This is a genomic window from Staphylococcus sp. 231237_7MaSpsaltlick (genome assembly GCF_043107035.1).
This window is the reverse complement of record NZ_JBICNX010000007.1, coordinates 111,173-134,045: the sequence shown is the minus strand read 5'-3', so window position 1 is coordinate 134,045 and position 22,873 is coordinate 111,173. Positions and strand designations below refer to the sequence as shown.

The 22,873-nt window shown below is 33.2% G+C and carries 21 protein-coding genes, 1 riboswitch and 1 other annotated feature; all 21 genes read left to right on the top strand.

Annotated features, from left to right (window positions below; all coding sequences use genetic code 11):
• Positions 1 to 62: 62 nt before the first annotated feature.
• The 21 genes from gap to ACF91D_RS15035 all read left to right on the top strand — a co-directional run bounded on the left by gap (position 63) and on the right by ACF91D_RS15035 (position 22,801).
• On the top strand, positions 63 to 1,088 hold the full coding sequence (gene gap, locus ACF91D_RS15135; RefSeq protein ID WP_039069387.1) for a type I glyceraldehyde-3-phosphate dehydrogenase: 1,026 nt from the start codon (positions 63 to 65) through the stop codon (positions 1,086 to 1,088).
• 336 nt (positions 1,089 to 1,424) lie between these two features.
• Positions 1,425 to 1,895: a transcriptional regulator NrdR gene (nrdR, locus tag ACF91D_RS15130; protein ID WP_017724710.1), complete on the top strand. Its 471-nt coding sequence runs from the start codon at positions 1,425 to 1,427 to the stop codon at positions 1,893 to 1,895.
• Complete coding sequence (dnaB, locus tag ACF91D_RS15125; protein WP_327620563.1) at positions 1,896 to 3,275, top strand: replicative helicase loading/DNA remodeling protein DnaB; 1,380 nt, start codon at positions 1,896 to 1,898, stop codon at positions 3,273 to 3,275.
• Entirely contained in the window at positions 3,276 to 4,199 is a 924-nt protein-coding gene (gene dnaI, locus ACF91D_RS15120) for a primosomal protein DnaI (protein WP_327620564.1), read from the top strand.
• A 350-nt stretch (positions 4,200 to 4,549) separates the two neighbouring features.
• Positions 4,550 to 6,487 carry a threonine--tRNA ligase gene (thrS, locus tag ACF91D_RS15115; protein WP_039069384.1) on the top strand — a complete coding sequence of 646 codons (1,938 nt, stop codon included), beginning with the start codon at positions 4,550 to 4,552 and terminating at the stop codon, positions 6,485 to 6,487.
• Positions 6,488 to 6,547: 60 nt separating this feature from the next.
• Positions 6,548 to 6,722, top strand: a riboswitch (Lysine riboswitch).
• Positions 6,723 to 6,937: 215 nt separating this feature from the next.
• Complete coding sequence (locus ACF91D_RS15110; protein ID WP_039069383.1) at positions 6,938 to 8,428, top strand: amino acid permease; 1,491 nt, start codon at positions 6,938 to 6,940, stop codon at positions 8,426 to 8,428.
• Between the two features lie 60 nt (positions 8,429 to 8,488).
• Positions 8,489 to 8,617, top strand: a sequence feature (ribosomal protein L20 leader region).
• A 23-nt stretch (positions 8,618 to 8,640) separates the two neighbouring features.
• Positions 8,641 to 9,168: a translation initiation factor IF-3 gene (gene infC / locus ACF91D_RS15105; protein ID WP_039069398.1), complete on the top strand. Its 528-nt coding sequence runs from the start codon at positions 8,641 to 8,643 to the stop codon at positions 9,166 to 9,168.
• A gap of 29 nt (positions 9,169 to 9,197) precedes the next feature.
• Complete coding sequence (rpmI, locus tag ACF91D_RS15100) at positions 9,198 to 9,398, top strand: 50S ribosomal protein L35 (RefSeq protein WP_002507378.1); 201 nt, start codon at positions 9,198 to 9,200, stop codon at positions 9,396 to 9,398.
• A gap of 61 nt (positions 9,399 to 9,459) precedes the next feature.
• Positions 9,460 to 9,816, top strand: coding sequence for a 50S ribosomal protein L20 (gene rplT / locus ACF91D_RS15095; RefSeq protein ID WP_039069382.1), 357 nt, complete (start codon positions 9,460 to 9,462; stop codon positions 9,814 to 9,816).
• A gap of 199 nt (positions 9,817 to 10,015) precedes the next feature.
• A complete protein-coding gene (locus ACF91D_RS15090) occupies positions 10,016 to 10,627 on the top strand; it encodes an NUDIX domain-containing protein (protein ID WP_039069381.1) in 612 nt (203 codons plus the stop codon).
• Between the two features lie 12 nt (positions 10,628 to 10,639).
• On the top strand, positions 10,640 to 11,560 hold the full coding sequence (locus tag ACF91D_RS15085) for a hypothetical protein (RefSeq protein ID WP_039069380.1): 921 nt from the start codon (positions 10,640 to 10,642) through the stop codon (positions 11,558 to 11,560).
• Between the two features lie 170 nt (positions 11,561 to 11,730).
• On the top strand, positions 11,731 to 13,041 hold the full coding sequence (gene tig / locus ACF91D_RS15080; protein WP_327620566.1) for a trigger factor: 1,311 nt from the start codon (positions 11,731 to 11,733) through the stop codon (positions 13,039 to 13,041).
• A 185-nt stretch (positions 13,042 to 13,226) separates the two neighbouring features.
• The gene (clpX, locus tag ACF91D_RS15075; protein WP_039069378.1) at positions 13,227 to 14,489 is read left to right on the top strand and encodes an ATP-dependent Clp protease ATP-binding subunit ClpX; all 1,263 of its coding nucleotides are present in this window, start codon (positions 13,227 to 13,229) and stop codon (positions 14,487 to 14,489) included.
• A 229-nt stretch (positions 14,490 to 14,718) separates the two neighbouring features.
• Positions 14,719 to 15,306 (top strand): ribosome biogenesis GTP-binding protein YihA/YsxC, encoded by a 588-nt coding sequence (gene yihA, locus ACF91D_RS15070; RefSeq protein WP_327620567.1) that lies wholly within the window; start codon positions 14,719 to 14,721, stop codon positions 15,304 to 15,306.
• A gap of 174 nt (positions 15,307 to 15,480) precedes the next feature.
• A complete protein-coding gene (gene hemA / locus ACF91D_RS15065) occupies positions 15,481 to 16,815 on the top strand; it encodes a glutamyl-tRNA reductase (RefSeq protein ID WP_119586007.1) in 1,335 nt (444 codons plus the stop codon).
• A gap of 21 nt (positions 16,816 to 16,836) precedes the next feature.
• Positions 16,837 to 17,673: a cytochrome C assembly family protein gene (locus tag ACF91D_RS15060; protein WP_039069375.1), complete on the top strand. Its 837-nt coding sequence runs from the start codon at positions 16,837 to 16,839 to the stop codon at positions 17,671 to 17,673.
• A 49-nt stretch (positions 17,674 to 17,722) separates the two neighbouring features.
• Positions 17,723 to 18,649 carry a hydroxymethylbilane synthase gene (gene hemC / locus ACF91D_RS15055; RefSeq protein WP_039069397.1) on the top strand — a complete coding sequence of 309 codons (927 nt, stop codon included), beginning with the start codon at positions 17,723 to 17,725 and terminating at the stop codon, positions 18,647 to 18,649.
• 18 nt (positions 18,650 to 18,667) lie between these two features.
• Positions 18,668 to 19,354 (top strand): uroporphyrinogen-III synthase, encoded by a 687-nt coding sequence (locus ACF91D_RS15050; RefSeq protein ID WP_039069374.1) that lies wholly within the window; start codon positions 18,668 to 18,670, stop codon positions 19,352 to 19,354.
• On the top strand, positions 19,344 to 20,324 hold the full coding sequence (hemB, locus tag ACF91D_RS15045; protein WP_039069373.1) for a porphobilinogen synthase: 981 nt from the start codon (positions 19,344 to 19,346) through the stop codon (positions 20,322 to 20,324). The genes ACF91D_RS15050 and hemB overlap by 11 nt, the downstream gene beginning before the upstream one ends.
• A gap of 13 nt (positions 20,325 to 20,337) precedes the next feature.
• Entirely contained in the window at positions 20,338 to 21,621 is a 1,284-nt protein-coding gene (hemL, locus tag ACF91D_RS15040) for a glutamate-1-semialdehyde 2,1-aminomutase (RefSeq protein WP_101049522.1), read from the top strand.
• Positions 21,622 to 21,715: 94 nt separating this feature from the next.
• Positions 21,716 to 22,801, top strand: coding sequence for an AbrB family transcriptional regulator (locus ACF91D_RS15035; RefSeq protein WP_327620696.1), 1,086 nt, complete (start codon positions 21,716 to 21,718; stop codon positions 22,799 to 22,801).
• Positions 22,802 to 22,873: the final 72 nt, after the last annotated feature.

Sequence of the window (22,873 nt, the reverse complement as noted above, 5' to 3'; positions counted from 1 at the left end):
ATAAACGGATTTATGTTATACTATTTCCATAAAGTATAACACTAAAACGAGGGGTGCTTCGAATGACGACAAATATTGCAATTAACGGAATGGGTAGAATAGGTAGAATGGTATTGAGAATTGCGCTCAATAATAAAGATTTAAATGTAGTAGCGATAAATGCTAGCTACCCAGCTGAAACAATTGCTCACCTAATTAACTATGATACAACACATGGTCCATATGATTTAAAAGTAGAGCCGACGGAAGCAGGTATTAAAGTGAATAATCATGTGATTCAATTGGTATCTGATAGAAATCCAGAAAATTTACCTTGGAAAGAATTAAATGTTGATATAGCTATAGAAGCAACAGGTAAATTTAATCATGGAGATAAAGCAATTGCGCATATTCATGCAGGAGCTAAAAAAGTATTGTTAACAGGACCATCAAAAGGTGGCGATGTGCAAATGATCGTCAAGGGTGTAAATAATGATCAATTAGACATAGAACAATACGATATTTTTAGCAATGCTTCATGTACAACAAATTGCATTGGACCAGTTGCTAAAGTTTTAAATGATGAATTTGGTATTCAAAATGGATTAATGACTACTGTTCATGCTATTACTAATGATCAGAATAATATTGACAACCCTCATAAAGATTTAAGACGTGCACGTTCATGCAATGAAAGTATTATTCCAACTTCCACAGGCGCTGCAAAAGCGTTAAAAGAAGTATTGCCTGAATTAGAAGGTAAATTACATGGTATGGCTTTAAGAGTACCAACTAAAAATGTATCTTTAGTAGACTTGGTTGTAGATTTAGATACAGACGTAACGAGGGAACAAGTTAACAAAGCATTTAAAGACAATGATTTGCAAGGTGTTATTTCAACTGAAGATGCACCATTAGTATCAATGGATTTCAATACGAACCCACATTCAGCCATCATTGATACGCAAAGTACAATGGTTATGGGTGATAAGAAAGTTAAAGTGATTGCATGGTACGATAACGAGTGGGGCTATTCAAACAGAGTCGTGGATGTTGCAGCTCAAATTGGTCATTTACTTAAAAGTGATGTTGCAGCTGTAACACACTAAAATGGGTTCATACCATTAACAATAAATATGAATATGAAAGTAATAATTTAAAAACTCCTTCTAAATTAATGCGCTTAAATATGCGCTAATTTAGAAGGAGTTTTGTTAATGTTAGTTGCTTAATGATCAATTACTACATGTGTATATTTAAACATATAGTGTAATAAACGCAAGTTATTTAGGTGGGAATTGTCGCAAGTTGAAAATGTGTAAGACTTAATTTGAAAAAATTTGCCATTAATTACCATATCCTAAATTGTGTAATAGCGATTCTTTTGTGACATGCATATTTATAGTATAATAGAAAATAATCATAAATGAGAGGGTGATAATTCGATGAAATGCCCGAAATGTAATTCGACTCATTCTCGTGTTGTAGACTCTAGACATGCAGATGAAGTTAATGCGATTCGTCGTAGAAGAGAATGTGAAAATTGTGAAACAAGATTCACTACCTTTGAACATATAGAAAAAAGACCGCTTATCGTGGTGAAAAAAGATGGCACACGAGAGCAATTTTCTCGTGAGAAAATATTGAATGGTTTAGTGCGTTCTTGCGAAAAAAGACCAGTTCGCTATCAACAATTAGAAGATATTACCAATAACGTTGAATGGAAGTTGCGTGATGAGGGACATGCTGAAATTTCTTCTAGAGAAATAGGGGAACATGTAATGAATTTACTTATGCATGTAGACCAAGTCTCGTACGTACGATTTGCATCTGTTTATAAAGAATTCAAAGATGTTGACCAATTATTACAATCAATGCAAGGTATATTAGTTAATAATAAACGGAGTGATTCATAAATGGGGTTACAATCATATGATTATGGATTGAGACCACATGATAATTTTACTGTCGTGCGTGAATTTTATTTAAACAATAATCATTTAGAAATATTGAATAGATTGTTTACGCCGATGATTGGCGTCAACGCTACAGGACTATATCATTATTTAAATCAATTCGTGAAACACGAAGAAGATGCGGTATTGACACACTATATTATTATGAGTGAGTTAAAAATTAATCTATTAGAATTTAGAAAAGAAATGGATTTGTTGGAAGGTATTGGTTTGGTAAAAACTTATGTAAATCATAATGAACAACACTCCTCATTTGTTTATTTCCTTAACCAACCCCCGACTGCAAAACAGTTTTTCAGTGACCCCATGTTATCAGTTTATCTGTATAGTGAGGTAAGTAAACAACGATATCAACAATTAAAACATCACTTTGAAACCAAAAGTTCTGTAGACTTAAATAGCTATCAAGATGTAACGCGTACATTTACTGATGTTTTTAAAATACCTAATAAAGCGTTAGCGCAAGATACAGAACACATCCAAGATGATAAGCCGTATGGAGGTATAGACCTTACACACGTTCACTTTGATTTTGAAACATTATATGATTTGTTGCAAAATCATTTTATTAGTTCAAAAATAGTTACGAATGATGCTAAAGCGTTAATAACACAAATTGCAACATTATATGGTTTGACGCCTGAATCAATGAAACGTATTATTTTAAAATCGATAACTAGTGCGCAAGAATTATCTTTTGAAGAATTAAGAAAACATGCACGTACTTATTATTTAATGGAACATGAACAACAGTTACCAAATTTACAAGTTAAATCAGAAAAAGATAATGTTCCTTCAAAAATAAACACTTCTGAAGAAACATCAAGTCAACCTGATAATTGGTTGGTACAATTGGAGCAAACAAGCCCAATTGATATGTTAGCATCGTGGTCAGAATCAGAACCTACAACACAGCAAAAATTCATGGTTGAAGAATTGATTGAACGTGAAAACTTATCTTTTGGTGTTATTAATATTCTATTGCAATTTGTTATGTTGAAGGAAGATATGAAATTACCTAAAACTTATATTTTTGAAATAGCATCAAATTGGAAGAAAAAAGGTATTAAAACGGCTGAACAGGCATATGAATATGCAATGAAAGTTAACCAACCTAAAAAAGAATCTTATCCTACCAAAAATAGATATAAACAAAAACAATTAGCTTCTAGAGAAATGACACCGAAATGGTTAGAAGAGCGAGATGAGAAACCAGAAAAAGATAAACAACAGCATAACGATGAAGAAGATGAGAAGCTAAAAAATGACAGAGAACGATTTTTAAATCAATTAAAAAATAGATGGAAGGAGGGCGAATAAATGAAATCTTTTAATAATATCATGGGAGAGTCAGATGATTTATCAAAACGTATAGAAAAAATAAAAAAAGATGTGATTAATGATTCTGATGTTAAACGCTTTTTAAATGAGCACCAATCAGAATTGACAAATGCCATGATAGATGAAGACTTAAATATTTTACAAGAATACAAAGACCAAGTGAAACACTATGATGGACATGCTTATAAGGATTGTCCCAACTTTGTAAAAGGTCATGTTCCAGAACTATATATTGAAAGTAACCATATCAAAATTCGTTATTTACCTTGCCCGTGTAAAATAAAGTATGATGAAGAAAGGTTTAACTCTCATCTAATTACTTCGCACCATATGCAACGTGATACTTTAGACGCTAAACTTGAAGATATTTACATGGATAGAAGAGATAGATTAGATGTTGCAATGGCAGCAAACAAAATTTGCGATAAAATTACGAAACACGATCCTCAAGTTAAAGGATTATACTTGCACGGCCCATTTGGAACAGGGAAGTCTTTTATTTTAGGCGCCATTGCGAATCAGTTAAAAACAGAAAAAATTCCTTCTACTATTGTCTATTTACCTGAATTTATTCGCTCACTTAAAGGCGGTTTTAAGGATGGAAGTTTTGAAACAAAATTATCCAGAGTACGAGAAGCGAATATTTTAATGTTAGATGATATCGGTGCTGAAGAAATTACACCATGGGCTAGAGATGAAGTAATAGGACCTCTATTACATTACAGAATGGTACAGGAATTACCAACATTCTTTAGCTCTAACCTAAGTTTTGAAGAATTAGAGTATCACCTTTCAGTAACACGTGATGGTATTGAGAAAACGAAAGCAGCCCGAATCATGGAACGTATCAAAACTTTGGCGACACCTTATTATTTAGAAGGAAAAAATTATAGGAACGATTGAAATCTAAAATAAATGTTGTATAATATAATTAAATCTAAATCAAACGAAATGAAACGAAGATACGATTGATATTTCACTACTTCACAGAGAGCCATTAGATGTTGAGATATGGTAAGTATATTTATTGATTACTCCTTCGTCAGTGATGTTGTAATGAACATCCGGCTCAAGACCGTTATCTTACGTAGAGAGAAGCTATTTTGTAATTATGCAGAAAAGCTTTAATTTAGGGTGGTACCACGAAGACCTCGTCCCTTTTTAGGGATGGGGTCTTTTTATTTTCTCTGCGATTATTGATAAATTGTATTTCGCTTTGGTTTAAGTGCTTGAATAAATAGGAGGAATGTTAAATGGACCAAATTAATATAAAATTTCCAGATGGTAATGCGAAAGTGTTTGATAAAGGCACAACAACAGAAGATATAGCACAATCAATAAGTCCAGGATTAAGAAAAAAAGCCGTAGCTGGAAAGTTGAATGGCCAATTAATTGATTTAACTAGACCAATTGAAGAAGATGGCGATATAGAAATCGTTACACCTGGTACAGATGAAGCTTTGGAAGTGTTACGACATTCAACAGCCCATCTTATGGCGCAAGCATTAAAACGTTTGTATGGAAATGTGAACTTTGGGGTTGGTCCCGTAATCGAAGGCGGTTTTTATTATGACTTTGATATGGAAGAAAGTCTTTCTTCGGATGATTTTGAGAAAATTGAAAAGACAATGAAACAGATCGTTAACGAGAATTATCCAATTGAACGTAAGGTTGTTTCTCGTAATGAAGCTAAAGCATTTTTCTCAGAAGACCCTTATAAATTAGAACTTATAAATGCAATTCCAGAAGATGAAAATGTCACACTATACACTCAAGGTGAATTTACAGATTTATGTCGTGGCGTGCATGTACCTTCAACTTCAAAAATTAAAGAATTCAAACTGTTATCGACAGCTGGAGCTTATTGGCGTGGTGATAGTAACAACAAAATGTTACAACGTATTTATGGGACAGCGTTTTTCGATAAAAAAGATTTGAAAGCACACTTACAAATGCTTGAAGAAAGAAAAGAACGTGATCATCGTAAAATTGGTAAAGAACTAGAGCTATTCTCAAACAACCCATTGGTAGGCGCAGGTTTACCGCTTTGGTTACCAAATGGTGCAACAATCCGTCGAGAAATTGAACGTTATATCGTAGACAAAGAAGTGAGCATGGGTTACGACCATGTTTACACACCAGTTATGGCTAATGTTGATTTATATAAAACATCTGGTCACTGGGATCATTATCAAGAGGATATGTTCCCAACAATGAAACTTGATGAGCATGAAGAAATGGTGCTTAGACCAATGAATTGTCCACACCATATGATGATTTATGCTAATAAACCACATTCATATCGTGAATTGCCAATAAGAATTGCTGAATTAGGCACAATGCATCGTTATGAAGCAAGTGGAGCTGTGTCAGGTTTACAACGTGTACGTGGTATGACTCTAAATGATGCGCATATCTTTGTTCGTCCAGATCAAATTAAAGAAGAATTTAAACGTGTTGTTAATCTAATTATTGATGTATATAAAGACTTTAACTTTGAAAACTATAGCTTCAGACTAAGCTATAGAGACCCAGAAGACAAAGAGAAATACTTCGATGACGATGAGATGTGGAATAGAGCAGAGAGCATGTTGAAGGAAGCTGTTGATGAATTAGGCTTGGATTATGAAGAAGCCATCGGTGAAGCTGCATTCTACGGCCCTAAATTAGATGTACAAGTACAAACTGCAATGGGTAAAGAAGAAACATTGTCCACAGCACAACTTGATTTCTTATTGCCACAAAAGTTTGATTTAACTTATATTGGTAATGATGGAGAACAGCATAGACCAGTTGTTATTCATCGTGGGGTTGTTTCAACTATGGAACGTTTTGTTGCGTTTTTAACTGAAGAAACAAAAGGAGCTTTCCCAACTTGGTTAGCACCTAAACAAGTAGAAATCATCCCTGTAAATGTTGATTTACATTATGATTATGCGAGACTTATTCAAGATGAGCTCAAGTCACAAGGTGTTCGAGTTGAAATTGATGACAGAAATGAAAAAATGGGTTATAAAATTAGAGAAGCACAAATGCAAAAAATTCCATACCAACTTGTCGTAGGTGATAAAGAGGTAGAAAATAGTGAAGTGAATGTGAGGAAATATGGCTCACAAGACCAAGAAACTATAGAGAAAGATGAGTTTATTTGGAACTTGGTCGATGAGATTAGATTGAAAAAACAAAGATAGCCTTGAAAGTAATATAGAAATCATGTATATTACAGGTTAGTGAGTTAAATATAAAATTAAATTTGAGTTAGAGGTTGCATTTTTAAAGAGTAAGTATTCAGAAGCCGTATGGGGCGTATGTTGAATTCATGAAAGGTAAAAATGCCGAAACTGGTATTGACCATTTACACAATATCAGTTGGGACAGTTATCGAAAGAAACTGGACTGTCACATATGTGATGTGCTACCTATATAAATGCTATTATTAAAATGGTTGCATATCTAATAGGTATGCAACCATTTTGTTTTGGTTGAATGATTAAAATTAATACTTTTACGGGATTGAGTGAAAATTATTGTGAATGCGGTTTTGCAAATGTTTGACACTGCGTTTAGATTTTTCATAGTAAAAATTGAATTCTTTAATCATATAGTAAATTAACCTCTAAGTTTAAAGAAAGGACACTTCTATGGCAAAACAAGAAAATCAAAGCAATGGAGTTCAAAGAGGACTAAAAGATCGTCATATTTCCATGATTGCGATTGGTGGATGTATTGGAACAGGGCTATTTATGACTTCAGGTGGAGCGATTCACGATGCCGGAGCCTTAGGTGCATTACTGGCCTATGCAATTATTGGGGCGATGGTCTTCTTCCTTATGACGTCATTAGGAGAAATGGCGACATATTTACCAGTGTCGGGATCATTTAGTACTTATGCAACACGTTTTGTTGATCCTTCTCTAGGATTTGCATTAGGTTGGAATTATTGGTTCAATTGGGTTATTACGGTTGCGGCAGATGTTACAATTGCAGCACAGGTTATACAATATTGGACACCCTTAGCTGGTATGCCAGCTTGGGCTTGGAGTTGTCTATTCTTATTAATTATTTTTGGTCTTAATGCATTATCTGTCCGCGTATATGGGGAAAGTGAATACTGGTTCGCATTAATTAAAGTGGTTACAGTTATCATATTCATCGGGATAGGTCTACTAACAATTTTAGGTATTATGGGTGGAGAATTCGTTGGTTTTGATACCTTTACTAAAGGTGGCGGACCAATACTTGGTGACGGTTTAGGTGGCAGTTTGTTGACTATCTTAGGCGTCTTCTTAGTTGCTGGATTCTCATTCCAAGGTACTGAATTGATTGGTATCACTGCGGGTGAATCAGAAAATCCAGAGCGTGCTGTTCCAAAAGCAATTAAACAAGTATTTTGGAGAATACTGATTTTCTATATTTTGGCAATTTTTGTAATCGGTATGTTAATTCCTTATGACAGTGCAGCATTAATGGGTGGTGGCGATGATATTTCAACATCTCCATTTACACTTGTATTCCAAAATGCCGGACTAGCATTTGCGGCATCATTTATGAATGCGGTAATCTTGACTTCGGTCCTGTCTGCGGGTAACTCTGGTATGTATGCATCAACGCGTATGCTATATTCAATGAGCAAAGATAAATTAGCTTATCCAGTATTTGGTAAAACAAATAAATATGGTGTGCCTTATGTATCATTATTGGTTACAGCACTTATTGTAATTGGTATATTTGTATTACAACATTTAAGTGGTGACGCGTATGAATATATTGTTGCTGCAAGTGGTATGACTGGTTTTATTGCATGGGTCGGTATCGCAGTCAGCCATTATAGATTTAGAAAAGCATTTGATAAACAAAATTATGATAAATCAAAATTAAAATACAAAGCTAAGTTATTTCCATTTGGACCAATATTTGCAGGCGTACTTTGTGTGCTTGTTATTATTGGGCAAGACGTTGACTTTATAAAAACGGGCGATTTCAATCTAAATAGATTTGTTATAACTTATATGGGTATACCTGTATTTTTAGCATTCTTCATTTATCATAAGTTGAGATACAGAACGAAAATCGTTCCGTTAGAACAAGTTGATTTACGTCAAGATGTAGAAATGGACAAAATTAATAAATAGTAAAAAAACAGTTGACTAATGTCATTATTGTTGTTATGATAGGTAACGTTGAATACGAAACGAACCAAGTAGAAGCTCCCGCTTCTCACCTGTTGCGACGCAAAAGCTGTTGGCAGGTCTTATATACGCATGATGTAGTCATGTGTAGAGAAGAGCGGGTATATTATATACTCGCTCTTTTTTCTTGGGATAATTTCGTAAAAATCTTGGAGGTGTCAACCATAGCAAAAGATCAGACTCAAGTTAACGAAAAGATTCGTGCAAAAGAATTACGTTTAATCGGTCAAGACGGAGAACAAATTGGTGTGAAAACTAAGACAGAAGCTCTTGAAATGGCAGATAGAGTAGGTTTAGATGTAGTTATCATGGCTCCGAATGCTAAACCACCTGTTGCTAGAATTATGGATTATGGTAAATATAAATTCGAACAACAGAAAAAAGAAAAAGAAATGAAGAAAAAACAAAAAACAATTAACCTTAAAGAAATACGTTTAAGCCCAACGATTGAGGAACATGATTTCCAAACTAAGTTGAAAAATGGACGTAAATTCTTAGAAAAAGGCGACAAATGTAAAGTTTCAATTCGTTTCAGAGGTCGTGCGATTACGCATAAAGAAATTGGTCAACGTGTTTTAGAGAAATTTGCAGATGAATGTAAAGATATCGCTACAGTTGAGCAAAGACCTAAAATGGATGGACGCCAAATGTTTATTACATTAAGTCCAATCAATGAAAAATAATAAAAAGATATTACAGGAGGAAATGAATCATGCCTAAAATGAAAACACACCGTGGAGCAGCTAAACGTGTTAAAAGAACTGGTTCAGGTAAATTAAAACGTTCTAGAGCTTTCACATCTCATATGTTTGCAAACAAAACAACTAAACAAAAACGTAAATTACGTAAAGCGTCATTAGTATCTAAATCAGATATGAAACGCGTAAAACAATTATTAGCTTACAAAAAATAATAACTAAAATGTCATAACGTATCAATTTGAATATTGAACATATTTAGAGGAGGAATTTATTATGCCACGAGTTAAAGGTGGAACAGTAACAAGAGCGCGTCGTAAAAAGACGATTAAATTAGCTAAAGGTTACTTCGGTTCAAAACGTACATTATATAAAGTTGCAAAACAACAAGTTATGAAATCAGGTCAATACGCATTCCGTGACCGTCGTCAAAGAAAACGTGATTTCCGTAAATTATGGATTACACGTATCAACGCAGCAGCTCGTCAACACGACATGAGTTATTCAAGACTTATGAATGGTTTGAAAAAAGCTGAAATCGACGTTAACCGTAAAATGCTTTCAGAAATTGCTATTTCAGACGAAAAAGCTTTCGCTGAGTTAGTAACTAAAGCTAAAGATGCTTTAAAATAGTATCTAAATTATAGAGGGAGTGCGACAGAAATACTATTATAAAAAATAGATTTCTGTCGCACTCCCTATTTTTGGTTAAATCATATGACATAAGCGGTAATAAATTTATTTATCTGCATTTTAGGATGCGAATTATCATTTTGATAAATAACTATCATTTGATAAAATAGCTTAGAGGTCATAAATGGAGGAGAAACTAATGTCTAAATTCGATGAAATGATTACAGTAGTCCCAAGAAAAATTTTATTTAACGATGAAAAGAATAAATTCAATGGTTTCTTAGATAAAAATACTGTTAAAGGGCAAGAAATTTTTGACACACTTTCTAAATTTGAAGTTAAACGTCGTGGAGATATGGAAGAAGACCCATCATTTAAGCAATTAATTTCTTATTGTTTATTGGAAAATGAGAACGATGAGTTATTAGTATACGAACGTTTAACTGGCGGAGGAGAATCCCGTTTGCATGGTCAGTCATCTATCGGTGTAGGCGGCCATATGAATGATGTTAAAGGTGCTGAATCAATTAATGAAGTGTTAAGAGTTAATGCGCAACGAGAATTAGAAGAAGAAGTAGGCTTGTCAGAAAGTAAATCACAGAATTTAGCTTACATAGGTTTTATCAATGATGATACAAATGAAGTCGGCGAAGTCCATCTTGGCGTTGTGTTCAAGATTCATGTGAACAGTAACGACGTAGAAGCTATGGAAACTGATACGCTACGTATAAAATGGGTAGATCAAAGTAAAATTGAAGATTATGATGAGTTTGAAACATGGAGCGCTTTAATATTACAAGCTGTAAAATAGGGGTGTTTAAAGATGTCTGATATCATTCCTTTTCCGCGTTCGAAAGATAAATTAGTGAGAGAAATTAAGCAATCTTTTAATAATAATGACTTTGAGCATACTTATAACTTATTTGAAGACTTTGAAGAGCAATTTGAATTAGATGAACAAATGTCTTTATTGAAATGTTCAATGTTATATAAAATGGGGCATTTTCTTGAATTACGTGAAGAGGCTATTATTTTATTAAAACAAGGCACAACTAAGTATGATGACTTGATGATATATTATATTAAAAGTTTGAATGGTCTAGAGCAGTATTTTGAAGTAGTGGAGGTCATTAATCAAATTATTGATGAAGTCCGTGACCATAGAACACGTATGGAACTATTTCCAATTAAAGAATTTGCTTTAAGCCAAATTGATAAGCATAACGAACATGCTACACATATGTTGCAAAATTTTGATGCTATCTCACTTAGAGAACAAATAAATACTATATTAACATTAATTGATCATAACCAATTTAGGTATCAAGAAACAATCGTTAATATTATCAATGAAATGACGCTACCCCCCAATGTGGTAAGTATAATGCTTGAATATTTACGTTTCGCTGGTTACAATCAGACCATTCAAATTCAAAAATTTGGGTTTAATATAGTTGTTGTCCCAGCAAATTTATCTGGCTTAGAACATACGGTGTTCAAAACAAATATAATACCAAAAGTAATTAATCAAATTGAAGATAGTACGCCGCAATTGATTGAAGAAGCGCTTCGCTTAATGAATAATCATGCGATTTTATTCTATCCATTAGAGTTAAAACGCATAGCATTAGAACCAGTGTGGATTGAAGCATACGTAAATTATTTTAAATCCATGCTAGGATTAGAAAATTTAGATATGTCAAATGAGGTTGTGAAATTTATAACTAATATTGATAGTTTATAATAATTAATCATTTGATTTTCGGGTAATTGAAGAAAGTGGCTATAATAAAAATTTTCAAGTTTACAATTTAAATCACGTGTTATAAACACAGTGTTTGTGTAGAGCATAGACGTGTGCTATAATAGTGAAGTTGAAAAAATAAAATAGGATAATCATGGAGGTTTTTATACATGACAGCAACTTGGGAAAAAAAGGAAGGTAACGAAGGCGTTTTAACCGTTACAGTTCCAGCAGAAAAAGTAGACAAAGCAATTGATCAAGCTTTCAAAAAAGTGGTTAAACAAATAAACGTACCGGGCTTCCGTAAAGGGAAAGTACCTCGTCCAATCTTTGAACAACGCTTTGGTGTAGAAGCATTATATCAAGATGCAGTTGATATCTTATTACCAGAAGCTTATGGTGAAGCTATAGATGAAACTGGCATAAAACCAGTTGATCAACCAGAAATTAATGTAACATCTATTGAAAAAGGTAGTGAAATGACATTTGAAGCAAATGTTGTTGTAGAACCAGAAGTACAATTAGGTGATTACAAAGGTTTAGAAATTGAAAAACAAAACGTTGAATTAACTGAGGAAGAATTACAAGAATCAATCGATCATCAATTAGGTCACTTAGCTGAAATGGTAGTTAAAGAAGATGGCGCTATTGAAAATGGCGACACAGTTAATATTGATTTCGACGGCTATGTTGACGGTGAACAATTTGAAGGTGGACAAGCTGAAGGCTATGACCTTGAAATTGGATCAGGTTCATTTATTCCAGGATTTGAAGAGCAATTAGTGGGTGTTAAAACTGGAGAAGAGAAAGACGTTAACGTTACTTTCCCAGAAGAATACCATGCTGAAGAATTAGCTGGTAAAGAAGCTACTTTCAAAACTAAAGTAAATGAAATTAAATTCAAAGATGTTCCAGAACTAACAGATGAAATTGCTAACGAATTAGATGCAGAAGCAAACACTGTTGACGAATTCAAAGAAAACTTACGCAAACGTCTAACTGAACAAAAAGAAACTGATGCTGAAAATAATCAAAAAGAAGAAGCGATTAACAAAGCAGCAAACAATACTACAATTGATGTTCCAGAAGCAATGATTAACACTGAGTTAGATCGTATGGTTCAAGAATTTGGACAACGTATGCAACAACAAGGTCTTAATCTAGAAACTTATTTCCAAATTTCTGGTCAAGATGAGTCACAATTAAGAGAGCAAATGAAAGATGATGCAGAAGAACGTGTTAAAACAAACTTAACATTAACTGCTATCGCAGATGCAGAAGAAGTTGAAGTATCTGATGATGACATTGACAAAGAATTAGAAAAAATGAGTGGACAATTTAATATCTCTGTTGAAGATATTAAACAAACGCTTGGTAATACTGACATTGTTAAAAATGATGTACGTATCCAAAAAGTGATTGACTTATTAGTTGATGAAGCTAAATTAGTAGAACCATCTAAAGATGACTCAGAAGCGTAACTAAATATAGAGTGAGCAAATTATTTTGTGAATTATATGTTAGTCGTTTAATATAGTAAACTAGTAGCAGATGCATTCAAAAATGTATCTGCTACACTATTTTGTGCAAATAACTTGTGAAAGCTGCAAGTTGCATATTAGAATACTATCTAGTATAGTCTTTAGGGAATAGGGGTGTAAATAGAATGTTCAAATTCAATGAAGATGAAGAAAATTTAAAATGCTCTTTCTGTGGTAAAGATCAAGACCAAGTAAAAAAATTGGTTGCAGGAAGCGGCGTGTATATTTGTAATGAATGTATTGAGCTATGTTCAGAAATAGTTGAAGAAGAATTAGCTCAAGCAGAACCTGAAGGTTTAACTGAATTACCAACACCTAAAGAAATTATGGACAAATTAAATGATTATGTTATAGGACAAGAAAAAGCTAAAAAATCATTAGCTGTTGCAGTCTATAATCATTATAAACGTGTCCAACAATTGGGTCCTAATGAGGATGAAGTAGAACTACAAAAAAGTAACGTAGCTTTAATTGGTCCAACTGGTAGCGGTAAAACACTTTTAGCACAAACATTAGCTAAAACATTAAATGTTCCATTTGCCATTGCAGATGCTACTAGTTTAACTGAAGCTGGTTATGTCGGCGATGATGTTGAGAACATTTTACTTCGTTTAATACAAGCAGCAGATTTTGATGTAGATAAAGCTGAAAAAGGTATTATTTACGTCGATGAAATTGATAAAATTGCAAGAAAATCAGAGAATACATCAATTACCCGTGATGTTTCTGGTGAAGGTGTACAACAAGCCTTACTTAAAATTTTAGAAGGTACAACTGCAAGTGTCCCACCTCAAGGTGGAAGAAAACATCCAAACCAAGAATTAATTCAAATTGATACAACAAATATCTTGTTTGTACTTGGTGGTGCGTTTGACGGAATCGACGAAGTTATCAAGCGTAGATTAGGTGAAAAAGTTATTGGTTTCTCAAGTAGTGAAGCTTCTAAATACGATGAAGATGCTATTCTTGAACAAATTAGACCAGAAGATTTACAATCATATGGTTTGATCCCTGAATTTATTGGACGTGTGCCAATTGTAGCTAACCTTGAAACGTTAGATGTCGATGCATTGAAAAATATCTTAACACAACCGAAAAATGCGTTAGTTAAACAATATACTAAAATGCTTGAACTAGATGATGTGGAGTTAGTGTTTACAGATGAAGCGTTATCTGCGATAAGTAATAAAGCAATAGAACGTAAAACAGGTGCACGTGGACTGCGTTCAATTATTGAAGAGGCTTTAATCGACATTATGTATGATGTACCATCTACAGACGGTGTTGTAAAAGTAGTTATTACTGATCAAACAATAACTGAAGAAAAAGATCCTGAACTATACGATAAAGAAGGTAACCTTGTGAACAAGGAACAAACTTCTGCGTAAACTATCTATATATGTTAGCTTGGCAAAACAAACAAACTTTGAACTAAGTTTTAGGTAAATACTTTTTTACTTTGTTTGTTACTGCCAGCATCATATTTGAGGCCGACACGTTTATGACGTCAGGCCTCATTTTTTTATGAAAATAATACGATGTTTTAAAAATACATATTCATATTAGAGTTATTGTAATATAATTAACAAGTGAATTTATAAGAAAAGAGGGTCGATAATGAAGATTAATCCTAACGAAATAGAATTATTAATTAGTGCTGTAAAACCAGAGCAATATCCAGAAACTGGACTAAGTGAAGTTGGCTTAAGTGGTAGATCTAACGTTGGTAAATCAACTTTTATAAACAGTATGATTGGCAGGAAAAACATGGCGCGTACATCACAACAACCAGGTAAAACACAAACATTAAATTTTTATAATATAGATAACCAACTTGTATTTGTAGATGTGCCTGGCTACGGGTATGCAAAAGTAAGTAAAAAACAACGCGAAGCTTTTGGAAAAATGATAGAAAAATATATTTCAGGAAGAGAAGAATTAAAATTAGTTATACAACTTATAGACTTAAGACATAGCCCGACTGAGGATGATATCTTAATGTATAACTATTTAAAATATTATGAAATCCCAACATTTGTAGTAGCTACAAAAGAAGATAAAATTGCCAAAGGTAAAGTTCAAAAACATTTAGCAAATGTACAACAGAAATTAAAAATGGAACCTGAAGATGAAATAATAAGCTATTCTTCAATCAAAAATAATAACCAACAACAGATATGGGATATTATTGCCAAATATCTATAGTAGCTACTAATAAGAGTGATTAAAACTTTTAAGTTGAAGTTATATTTAGGTTTAATTATGACAACAATTTGAATGTAAATTATAATTCTTCTAATTTACTGGTGCAAGTTACTTAACTCAAGCTATAATTGTGTTATAATTTACTTATTGTAATATGTATGGAGGGCGTTATAAATGCATTTAATTGCGGTTAGCATAAATCATCGCACAGCAGATGTAGCACTTAGAGAAAAAGTTGCTTTTAAGGATGATGCCATACGTTCAGCCAATGTTGGTTTATATGAAACGAAGTCTATATTAGAAAACGTGATATTGTCAACTTGTAATCGTACAGAAGTATACGCTGTAACAGATCAAATTCATACAGGTCGCTATTATATTCAAAGATTTTTAGCGAGATCGTTTGGTTTTGATGTTGAAGAAATTAAAGAAATGACTGAAGTAAAAGTGGGGGACGATGCAGTAAAACATTTATTGCAAGTTACTTCAGGATTAGATTCTGTAGTTCTTGGAGAAACACAAATTCTTGGACAAATAAGAAATGCATTTTTCATTGCTCAAGAAGAAGATACAACAGGTACAATCTTTAATCATTTATTTAAACAAGCAATTACTTTTGCGAAAAAAGCACATAATGAAACAGATATTGCTGACAATGCAGTAAGTGTTTCATATGCTGCAGTTGAACTAAGTAAAAAAGTGTTTGGCAAAATTAATAACAAGCAAGCTTTAATCATTGGTGCAGGGGATATGAGTGAACTATCACTCCTTAATTTAATCGGTTCAGGTGTAACAGATATTACGATTGTGAATAGAACTTTGAGCAAAGCTCAAAACTTGGCAATGAAACATAACGTGAAATTTGAAGCAATGACATCTTTACCACAACTTTTAGCAAATGTGGACATAGTAATTAGTTCAACGAGTTCTGATGAATATATTGTAACGAATCGTATGTTACAATCATGTGCATCTGAACGTAAAAATGATTCATTAGTATTAATTGATATTGCAGTTCCTAGAGATATTGAACCTACAATCGATGCGATAGAAGATGTGTTTAATTATGATGTAGATGACTTAAAAGGATTGGTAGATGCCAATTTGAGAGAACGTCAAAATGCAGCTGAGCAAATTATGCAAAGCATTCCAAATGAAATTGTAGCGCATAATGAATGGGTGAATATGTTAGGTGTTGTGCCAGTTATTCGAGCATTAAGAGAAAAAGCTATGAATATTCAAGAAGATACTATGGACAGTTTAGATCGTAAATTACCAGGTTTATCAGAAAGAGAACGAAAAATAATTTCTAAACATACGAAAAGTATTATCAACCAAATGTTGAAAGATCCTATAAAACAAGCTAAAGAATTAAGTAGTGATAAGAAAAGTACCGAAAAATTAGAGCTATTTCAAAACATTTTTGATATTGAAGCTGAAAATGCATATGAGCCTAAAAAGGAAACTACTAATAAGGTGTCAAACAGCCAAATCTTAAGTTTTGAATAAGCATATTCAAATGGTGATGATATGCAAGAAATTATGTTCATAAGATTAAATGAACTTATATTATTATTTTATTTTTTTAGTATCGCTTGTTACTTTTTCGATTTTATCAAGAAGTTTTATAAAGTAAGAAGAATTGGTTTTGTTACATTAGGGGTTGTTTGGGTGTTACAAACAATCTCTTTATCATTTTATATAAACGTTACGAAACAAGTACCATTGGGTAATATTTTTGATGTGTTTTTTGCACTAGCATGGTTGATTATTTCTATTTCCATTGTGATTAGTGTCATTAAACAAATAGATTTTTCTATTTTTTTATTTAACTTAATTGGTTTTGTCTTTATTGCTATGAGCACTTTTCAACCAATGCATTACCATGGTACAGGTGAAAAATTAAACTTAATCAATGAATTGCTTATTGTACATGTGACATTTGCAATTATTAGTTACGCATTATTTGCCTTTGCCTTTGTAAATAGTATTTTATACTTAATTCAGTATAAAAATTTAAAGCAAAAGCGATTTGATCAAAAATATTTTAGAATTGCAAGTGTCGCTACGCTTGAACAAATAGTATTTTATAGTAGTCTAATTGGTTTTTTATTTATCATTTTGAGTATTATCTTAGGTGCCCAGTGGGGCTTCAACGCTTTAGGGTTAAATATCTTAATAGATCCTAAAGTTGTTATGTCAATAATAATCACTTTGTTATATGGTATTTATATCATTTTTAGAGTGAAGCATACGTTAACTAAACATAAATTAATTTATTTTAATATCATCTTATTTTGTTTGAGTATGGTAAATTTATTTTTTGCTTCACATGTTTCTGATTTTCATCAATGGACAGGAATATAATTATAAAAATTAAATGATAAATAGTTGTATTTTTAGGAGGTTGCGCATGATGCGTAAGTTAGTCGTTGGTTCAAGAAGAAGTAAATTAGCTTTGACACAAAGCCAACAGTTTATAGATAAATTAAAAGCAATAGAGCCTGATTTAGATATCGAGATTAAAGAAATAGTAACTAAAGGTGATCGAATAATAGACAAACAATTATCAAAAGTTGGTGGGAAAGGATTATTTGTTAAAGAAATACAAAACGAATTGTTCGACCACACAATAGATATGGCGATTCATTCTTTAAAAGATGTACCAAGTGTTATACCGGAAGGTTTAACGTTAGGTTGTATACCAGATCGTGAAAATCCATATGATGCCTATATAGCAAAAAATCACGTTAAATTGCACGAACTTCCTGACAATAGTATTGTAGGTACTAGTTCATTGCGTCGTGGTGCACAAATTCTTGCAAAATATCCTAATTTACAAATTAAATGGATTCGAGGTAATATTGATACAAGGTTAAGTAAATTAGAAAATGAAGACTATGATGCCATTATTCTTGCTGCTGCTGGTCTTAGACGTATGGGGTGGTCTGATGATATCGTCACGACTTACCTAGATAAAGAAACGTTAATTCCTGCAATTGGGCAAGGTGCGTTAGGGATTGAATGTCGTTCAGATGACAAAGAATTACTAGATTTGTTAAGCAAAGTGCACAATAGTGATGTTGCGTCGTGTGTGACTGCTGAAAGAACATTTTTAACACGTATGAACGGTAGTTGCCAAGTGCCTATCGGTGGCTATGCAACTAAAGAGAGTGATGGTACAATTGAGTTTACCGGATTAATTATGTCGCCTGATGGCAAAGAACGTTACGAACACACAGAGCGAGGTACAAATCCAGTTGAGCTCGGTGAAAAAGTTACTGAAGTATTAAATGCGCAAGGCGCTTATGAAATAATTAAAGCACTAAACGAAGAACAATAATCCTTCGAGGTGAAAATAATGAGACCAGTTATAGTTATGACACAAACCAGTGAATTTAAAAGAAATGATGCTTGTATCTTACACAGACCGTTTATTCGTGTACAGCCATTATCATTCGATTTAAATTTATTGAATGTGAACTATGACTGGCTTATTTTTTCGTCCAAAAATGCGGTGAAGTTTTTTCAACCATATCTAACACGTGTTAAAGTGGATAAAATAGCAGTTATAGGTGAGAAAACTGCAGACTACTGTAAATCGCTAGGATTGAAGGTGTCGTTTTGCCCTAAAGACTATTCACAAGAAGGGTTTCTCGAATCGTTTTGTGCTGATGAAGGAAGTAAAATATTGTTGCCTTCAAGTAGTGCGGCGAGGTCGTTATTACAAGATGAATTGCATAACCAAAAATATATAGTTCAGAAAATTGACTTGTATAAACCAGTTCCACATACTGATAATATCTGTGAAGTTAAAATGATGATTAAAAAAAATGAAATCGATGCTGTAGCTTTTGCAAGCTCTTCGGCTGTACGTTACTTTTTTAATCATGAAGAACCAGTGAACTTTGAACATTATTTCGTAATTGGATTGCAAACATTGGAGACTTTATGTGAATATGATGCAAAAGGTACAGTATCAGAAATTCAAACACTTGAATCATTAGTTAACAAAATAATAGAAAGTTGGGAAACAAATGCAATTTGATAGACATAGAAGATTACGTAGTAGTAAATCAATGAGAAGTATGGTGCGTGAAACACATATAAGAAAAGAAGATTTAATTTACCCTATTTTTGTTGTAGAACGTGATAATGTTAAAGAGGAAATTAAATCAATGCCAGGCATATACCAAATAAGTTTGAATCTACTAGGTGATGAAATTAAAGAAGCTTATGATTTAGGTATCAGAGGCATTATGTTTTTCGGTGTACCAAATGAAAAAGATGCTGTAGGTACTGGCGCTTATGACCATAACGGTATAATACAAGAAGCGACTAGAAAAGCCAAATCAATGTACAGTGATTTATTGATTGTAGCAGATACTTGTCTATGTGAGTATACAGACCACGGACACTGTGGTGTTATCAATGAAGAAACGAAAGATGTCGACAATGATAAATCATTGCCTTTATTAGTAAAAACAGCAATTTCTCAAGTTGAAGCAGGAGCTGATATTATTGCCCCAAGTAATATGATGGATGGCTTTGTAGCAGAGATTCGTGAAGGCTTAGATAAAGCAGGTTATCATAATGTACCTATTATGAGTTATGGTATTAAATATTCATCGAGTTTCTTCGGGCCATTCCGTGATGCAGCTGAATCTGCACCACAATTTGGCGATCGCAAAACATATCAAATGGATCCAGCAAACCGTAGAGAAGCTTTAAGAGAACTTGATAGTGATTTAAATGAAGGTGCAGATATGATGATTGTTAAGCCTGCATTAAGCTTTTTAGATATTATTAGAGACGTTAGAAATACAACAAATGTTCCTGTTGTTGCGTATAATGTAAGCGGTGAATACAGCATGACTAAAGCTGCGGCAATTAACGGGTGGATAGACGAAAAGGCTGTAGTCATGGAACAAATGATTTCTATGAAACGCGCGGGTGCAGATATGATTATTACTTATTTCTCAAAAGACATTTGTCGATATATAGATGAAGAACAATAGGAGGATGAATAAAATGCGTTATAGTAATTCTGAAAAAGCAATGGAAAAAGCTCAACATTTAATGCCTGGAGGCGTAAATAGTCCAGTTAGAGCTTTTAAATCTGTAGATACGCCAGCGATTTTTATGGATCATGGTGAAGGTTCAAGAATATATGATATTGATGGCAATGCTTACATTGATTATGTATTGAGTTGGGGACCGTTAATTTTAGGTCATAAAAATAAGCAAGTTATTGATAAAATTCATGAAGCAGTTGATAAAGGTACAAGTTTTGGTGCGTCTACAACATTGGAAAACAAATTAGCAGAACTTGTTATAGATCGTGTGCCATCAATCGAAAAAGTACGTATGGTTTCATCTGGTACAGAAGCAACATTAGATACCTTGCGTTTAGCACGCGGCTATACTGGAAAAAATAAAATTATTAAATTTATTGGTTGTTATCACGGCCATAGTGATTCTTTACTAATTAAAGCTGGTTCGGGCGTTGCAACTTTAGGTTTACCAGATTCTCCAGGTGTCCCTGAAGGTATTGCTAAAAATACAATTACTGTGCCTTATAATGATTTAGAGGCAATTAAAGTTGCATTTGAAGAATTTGGCGACGATATCGCAGGCGTTATTGTAGAACCTGTTGCAGGTAATATGGGTGTCGTTCCACCGGTCGAAGGCTTTTTACAAGGTTTAAGAGATATTACCACTAAATATGACTCATTATTGATTTTTGATGAAGTTATGACAGGTTTTAGAGTAGGTTATAACTGCGCACAAGGCTACTTTGATGTGACACCAGATTTAACTTGTTTAGGTAAAGTAATCGGCGGTGGATTACCAGTAGGCGCTTTTGGTGGTAAAAAAGAAATCATGGATCATATTGCACCTGCAGGCGATATTTATCAAGCCGGTACTTTATCAGGTAATCCATTAGCTATGACTAGTGGTTATGAAACATTAGTGCAACTTAAACCAGAAACATATGATTATTTTAATAAATTAGGTGACCAATTAGAAGCAGGATTAAAAGCAGTGTTTACAAAACATAATGTGCCAATCACTGTAAATCGAGCAGGTTCTATGATAGGATATTTCTTGAATGAAGGGCCTGTTACAAATTTTGAAGAAGCAAACAATAGTGATTTAGAAATGTTTAGCCAAATGTACAGAGAAATGGCTAATGAGGGCGTGTTTTTACCACCTTCACAGTTTGAAGGCACGTTCCTCTCAACAGCGCACACCGAAGAAGATATTAAACAAACAATAGAAGCGTTCGATACTGCTCTAAGTCGAATTGTATAAAGCTTAAATTATGCCCGAACAACCATAGCGTTGATCGGGTTTTAATATGGATAGCTCAGTTAAGTATGACGATAACTATGAAAGTTGTGAGAACATGAGTAAGCAATTAAGAAATAATATCATCGTTTTATCGCTAGCTATTTTATTAAGTCTAATCTTAAATTCAGCAAATATATTGTTACCATTTATGTTTGGACCTATAATTGCCAGTGTCATTTGTGTTAGATGCTTTCACATGGAAGTTGAATGGCCGTTTTGGCTAAGTCAAATTGGGTTGGTATTATTAGGTGTCCAAATAGGATCAACTTTTACTGAAAATGTAATATTTGATATCAAAGATGATTGGCTGACCATTATATTAATCACAGTTATGCTATTAGGGCTTGCATTAATAATAGCCTTTTTCTTTAAAAAAATTGCTAACGTAAATACTGAAACTGCAATTTTAAGCGTGATTCCAGGTGCGTTAAGTCAAATGCTTATAATGGCAGAGGAAAATAAGAAAGCGAATATTATGGTAGTCAGTTTAACGCAAACATCAAGAATTATATTTGTTGTTATTCTTGTGCCATTTATTTCGTATTTCTTTCAAGGCAGTGGCGATAATCGTTCTGCAAAGGATAGTGTAGTCAATACACTAACCGAAGCATTGACTATTCCCAATATACTTTTATTAGCACTTGCAGTATTTTTAGTATATGTCATTATGGGGAAAATTAATTTTCCGACCAGACAATTACTTGCACCGATATTAGTACTTATCTGTTGGAATTTATTAACTGGCGTTACATTTACCTTAGACAATTATATTATTGCGGCAGCACAAGTTATTTATATGATACGTATTGGTATACAAATTGCTAAATTATTAGACCAAATGAAAGGTAGAATTGCTGTAGCAATTGCATTTCAAAATATACTATTAATATTACTGACTTTTGTAATGGTGTTACTTATTTCAATGGTTTCCGACCATTCTGTTAATGAATTATTTTTAGGTGCTGCGCCAGGCGGTATGAGTCAAATCGTGTTAGTTGCAATTGAAACTGGTGCAGATGTAGCATTGATTTCAAGTTATCACATCTTTAGAATATTCTTCATACTATTCCTAATTGCTCCTTTACTAAGTTATTTCCTAAAATACAGAGTAGCGAAAGATTCTATTAATAAGAAATTTTAAAAATTACGATGAAATATAATAAAACCACAGTAAACACTATGGGTTTGCTGTGGTTTTATCTATAAATGATAA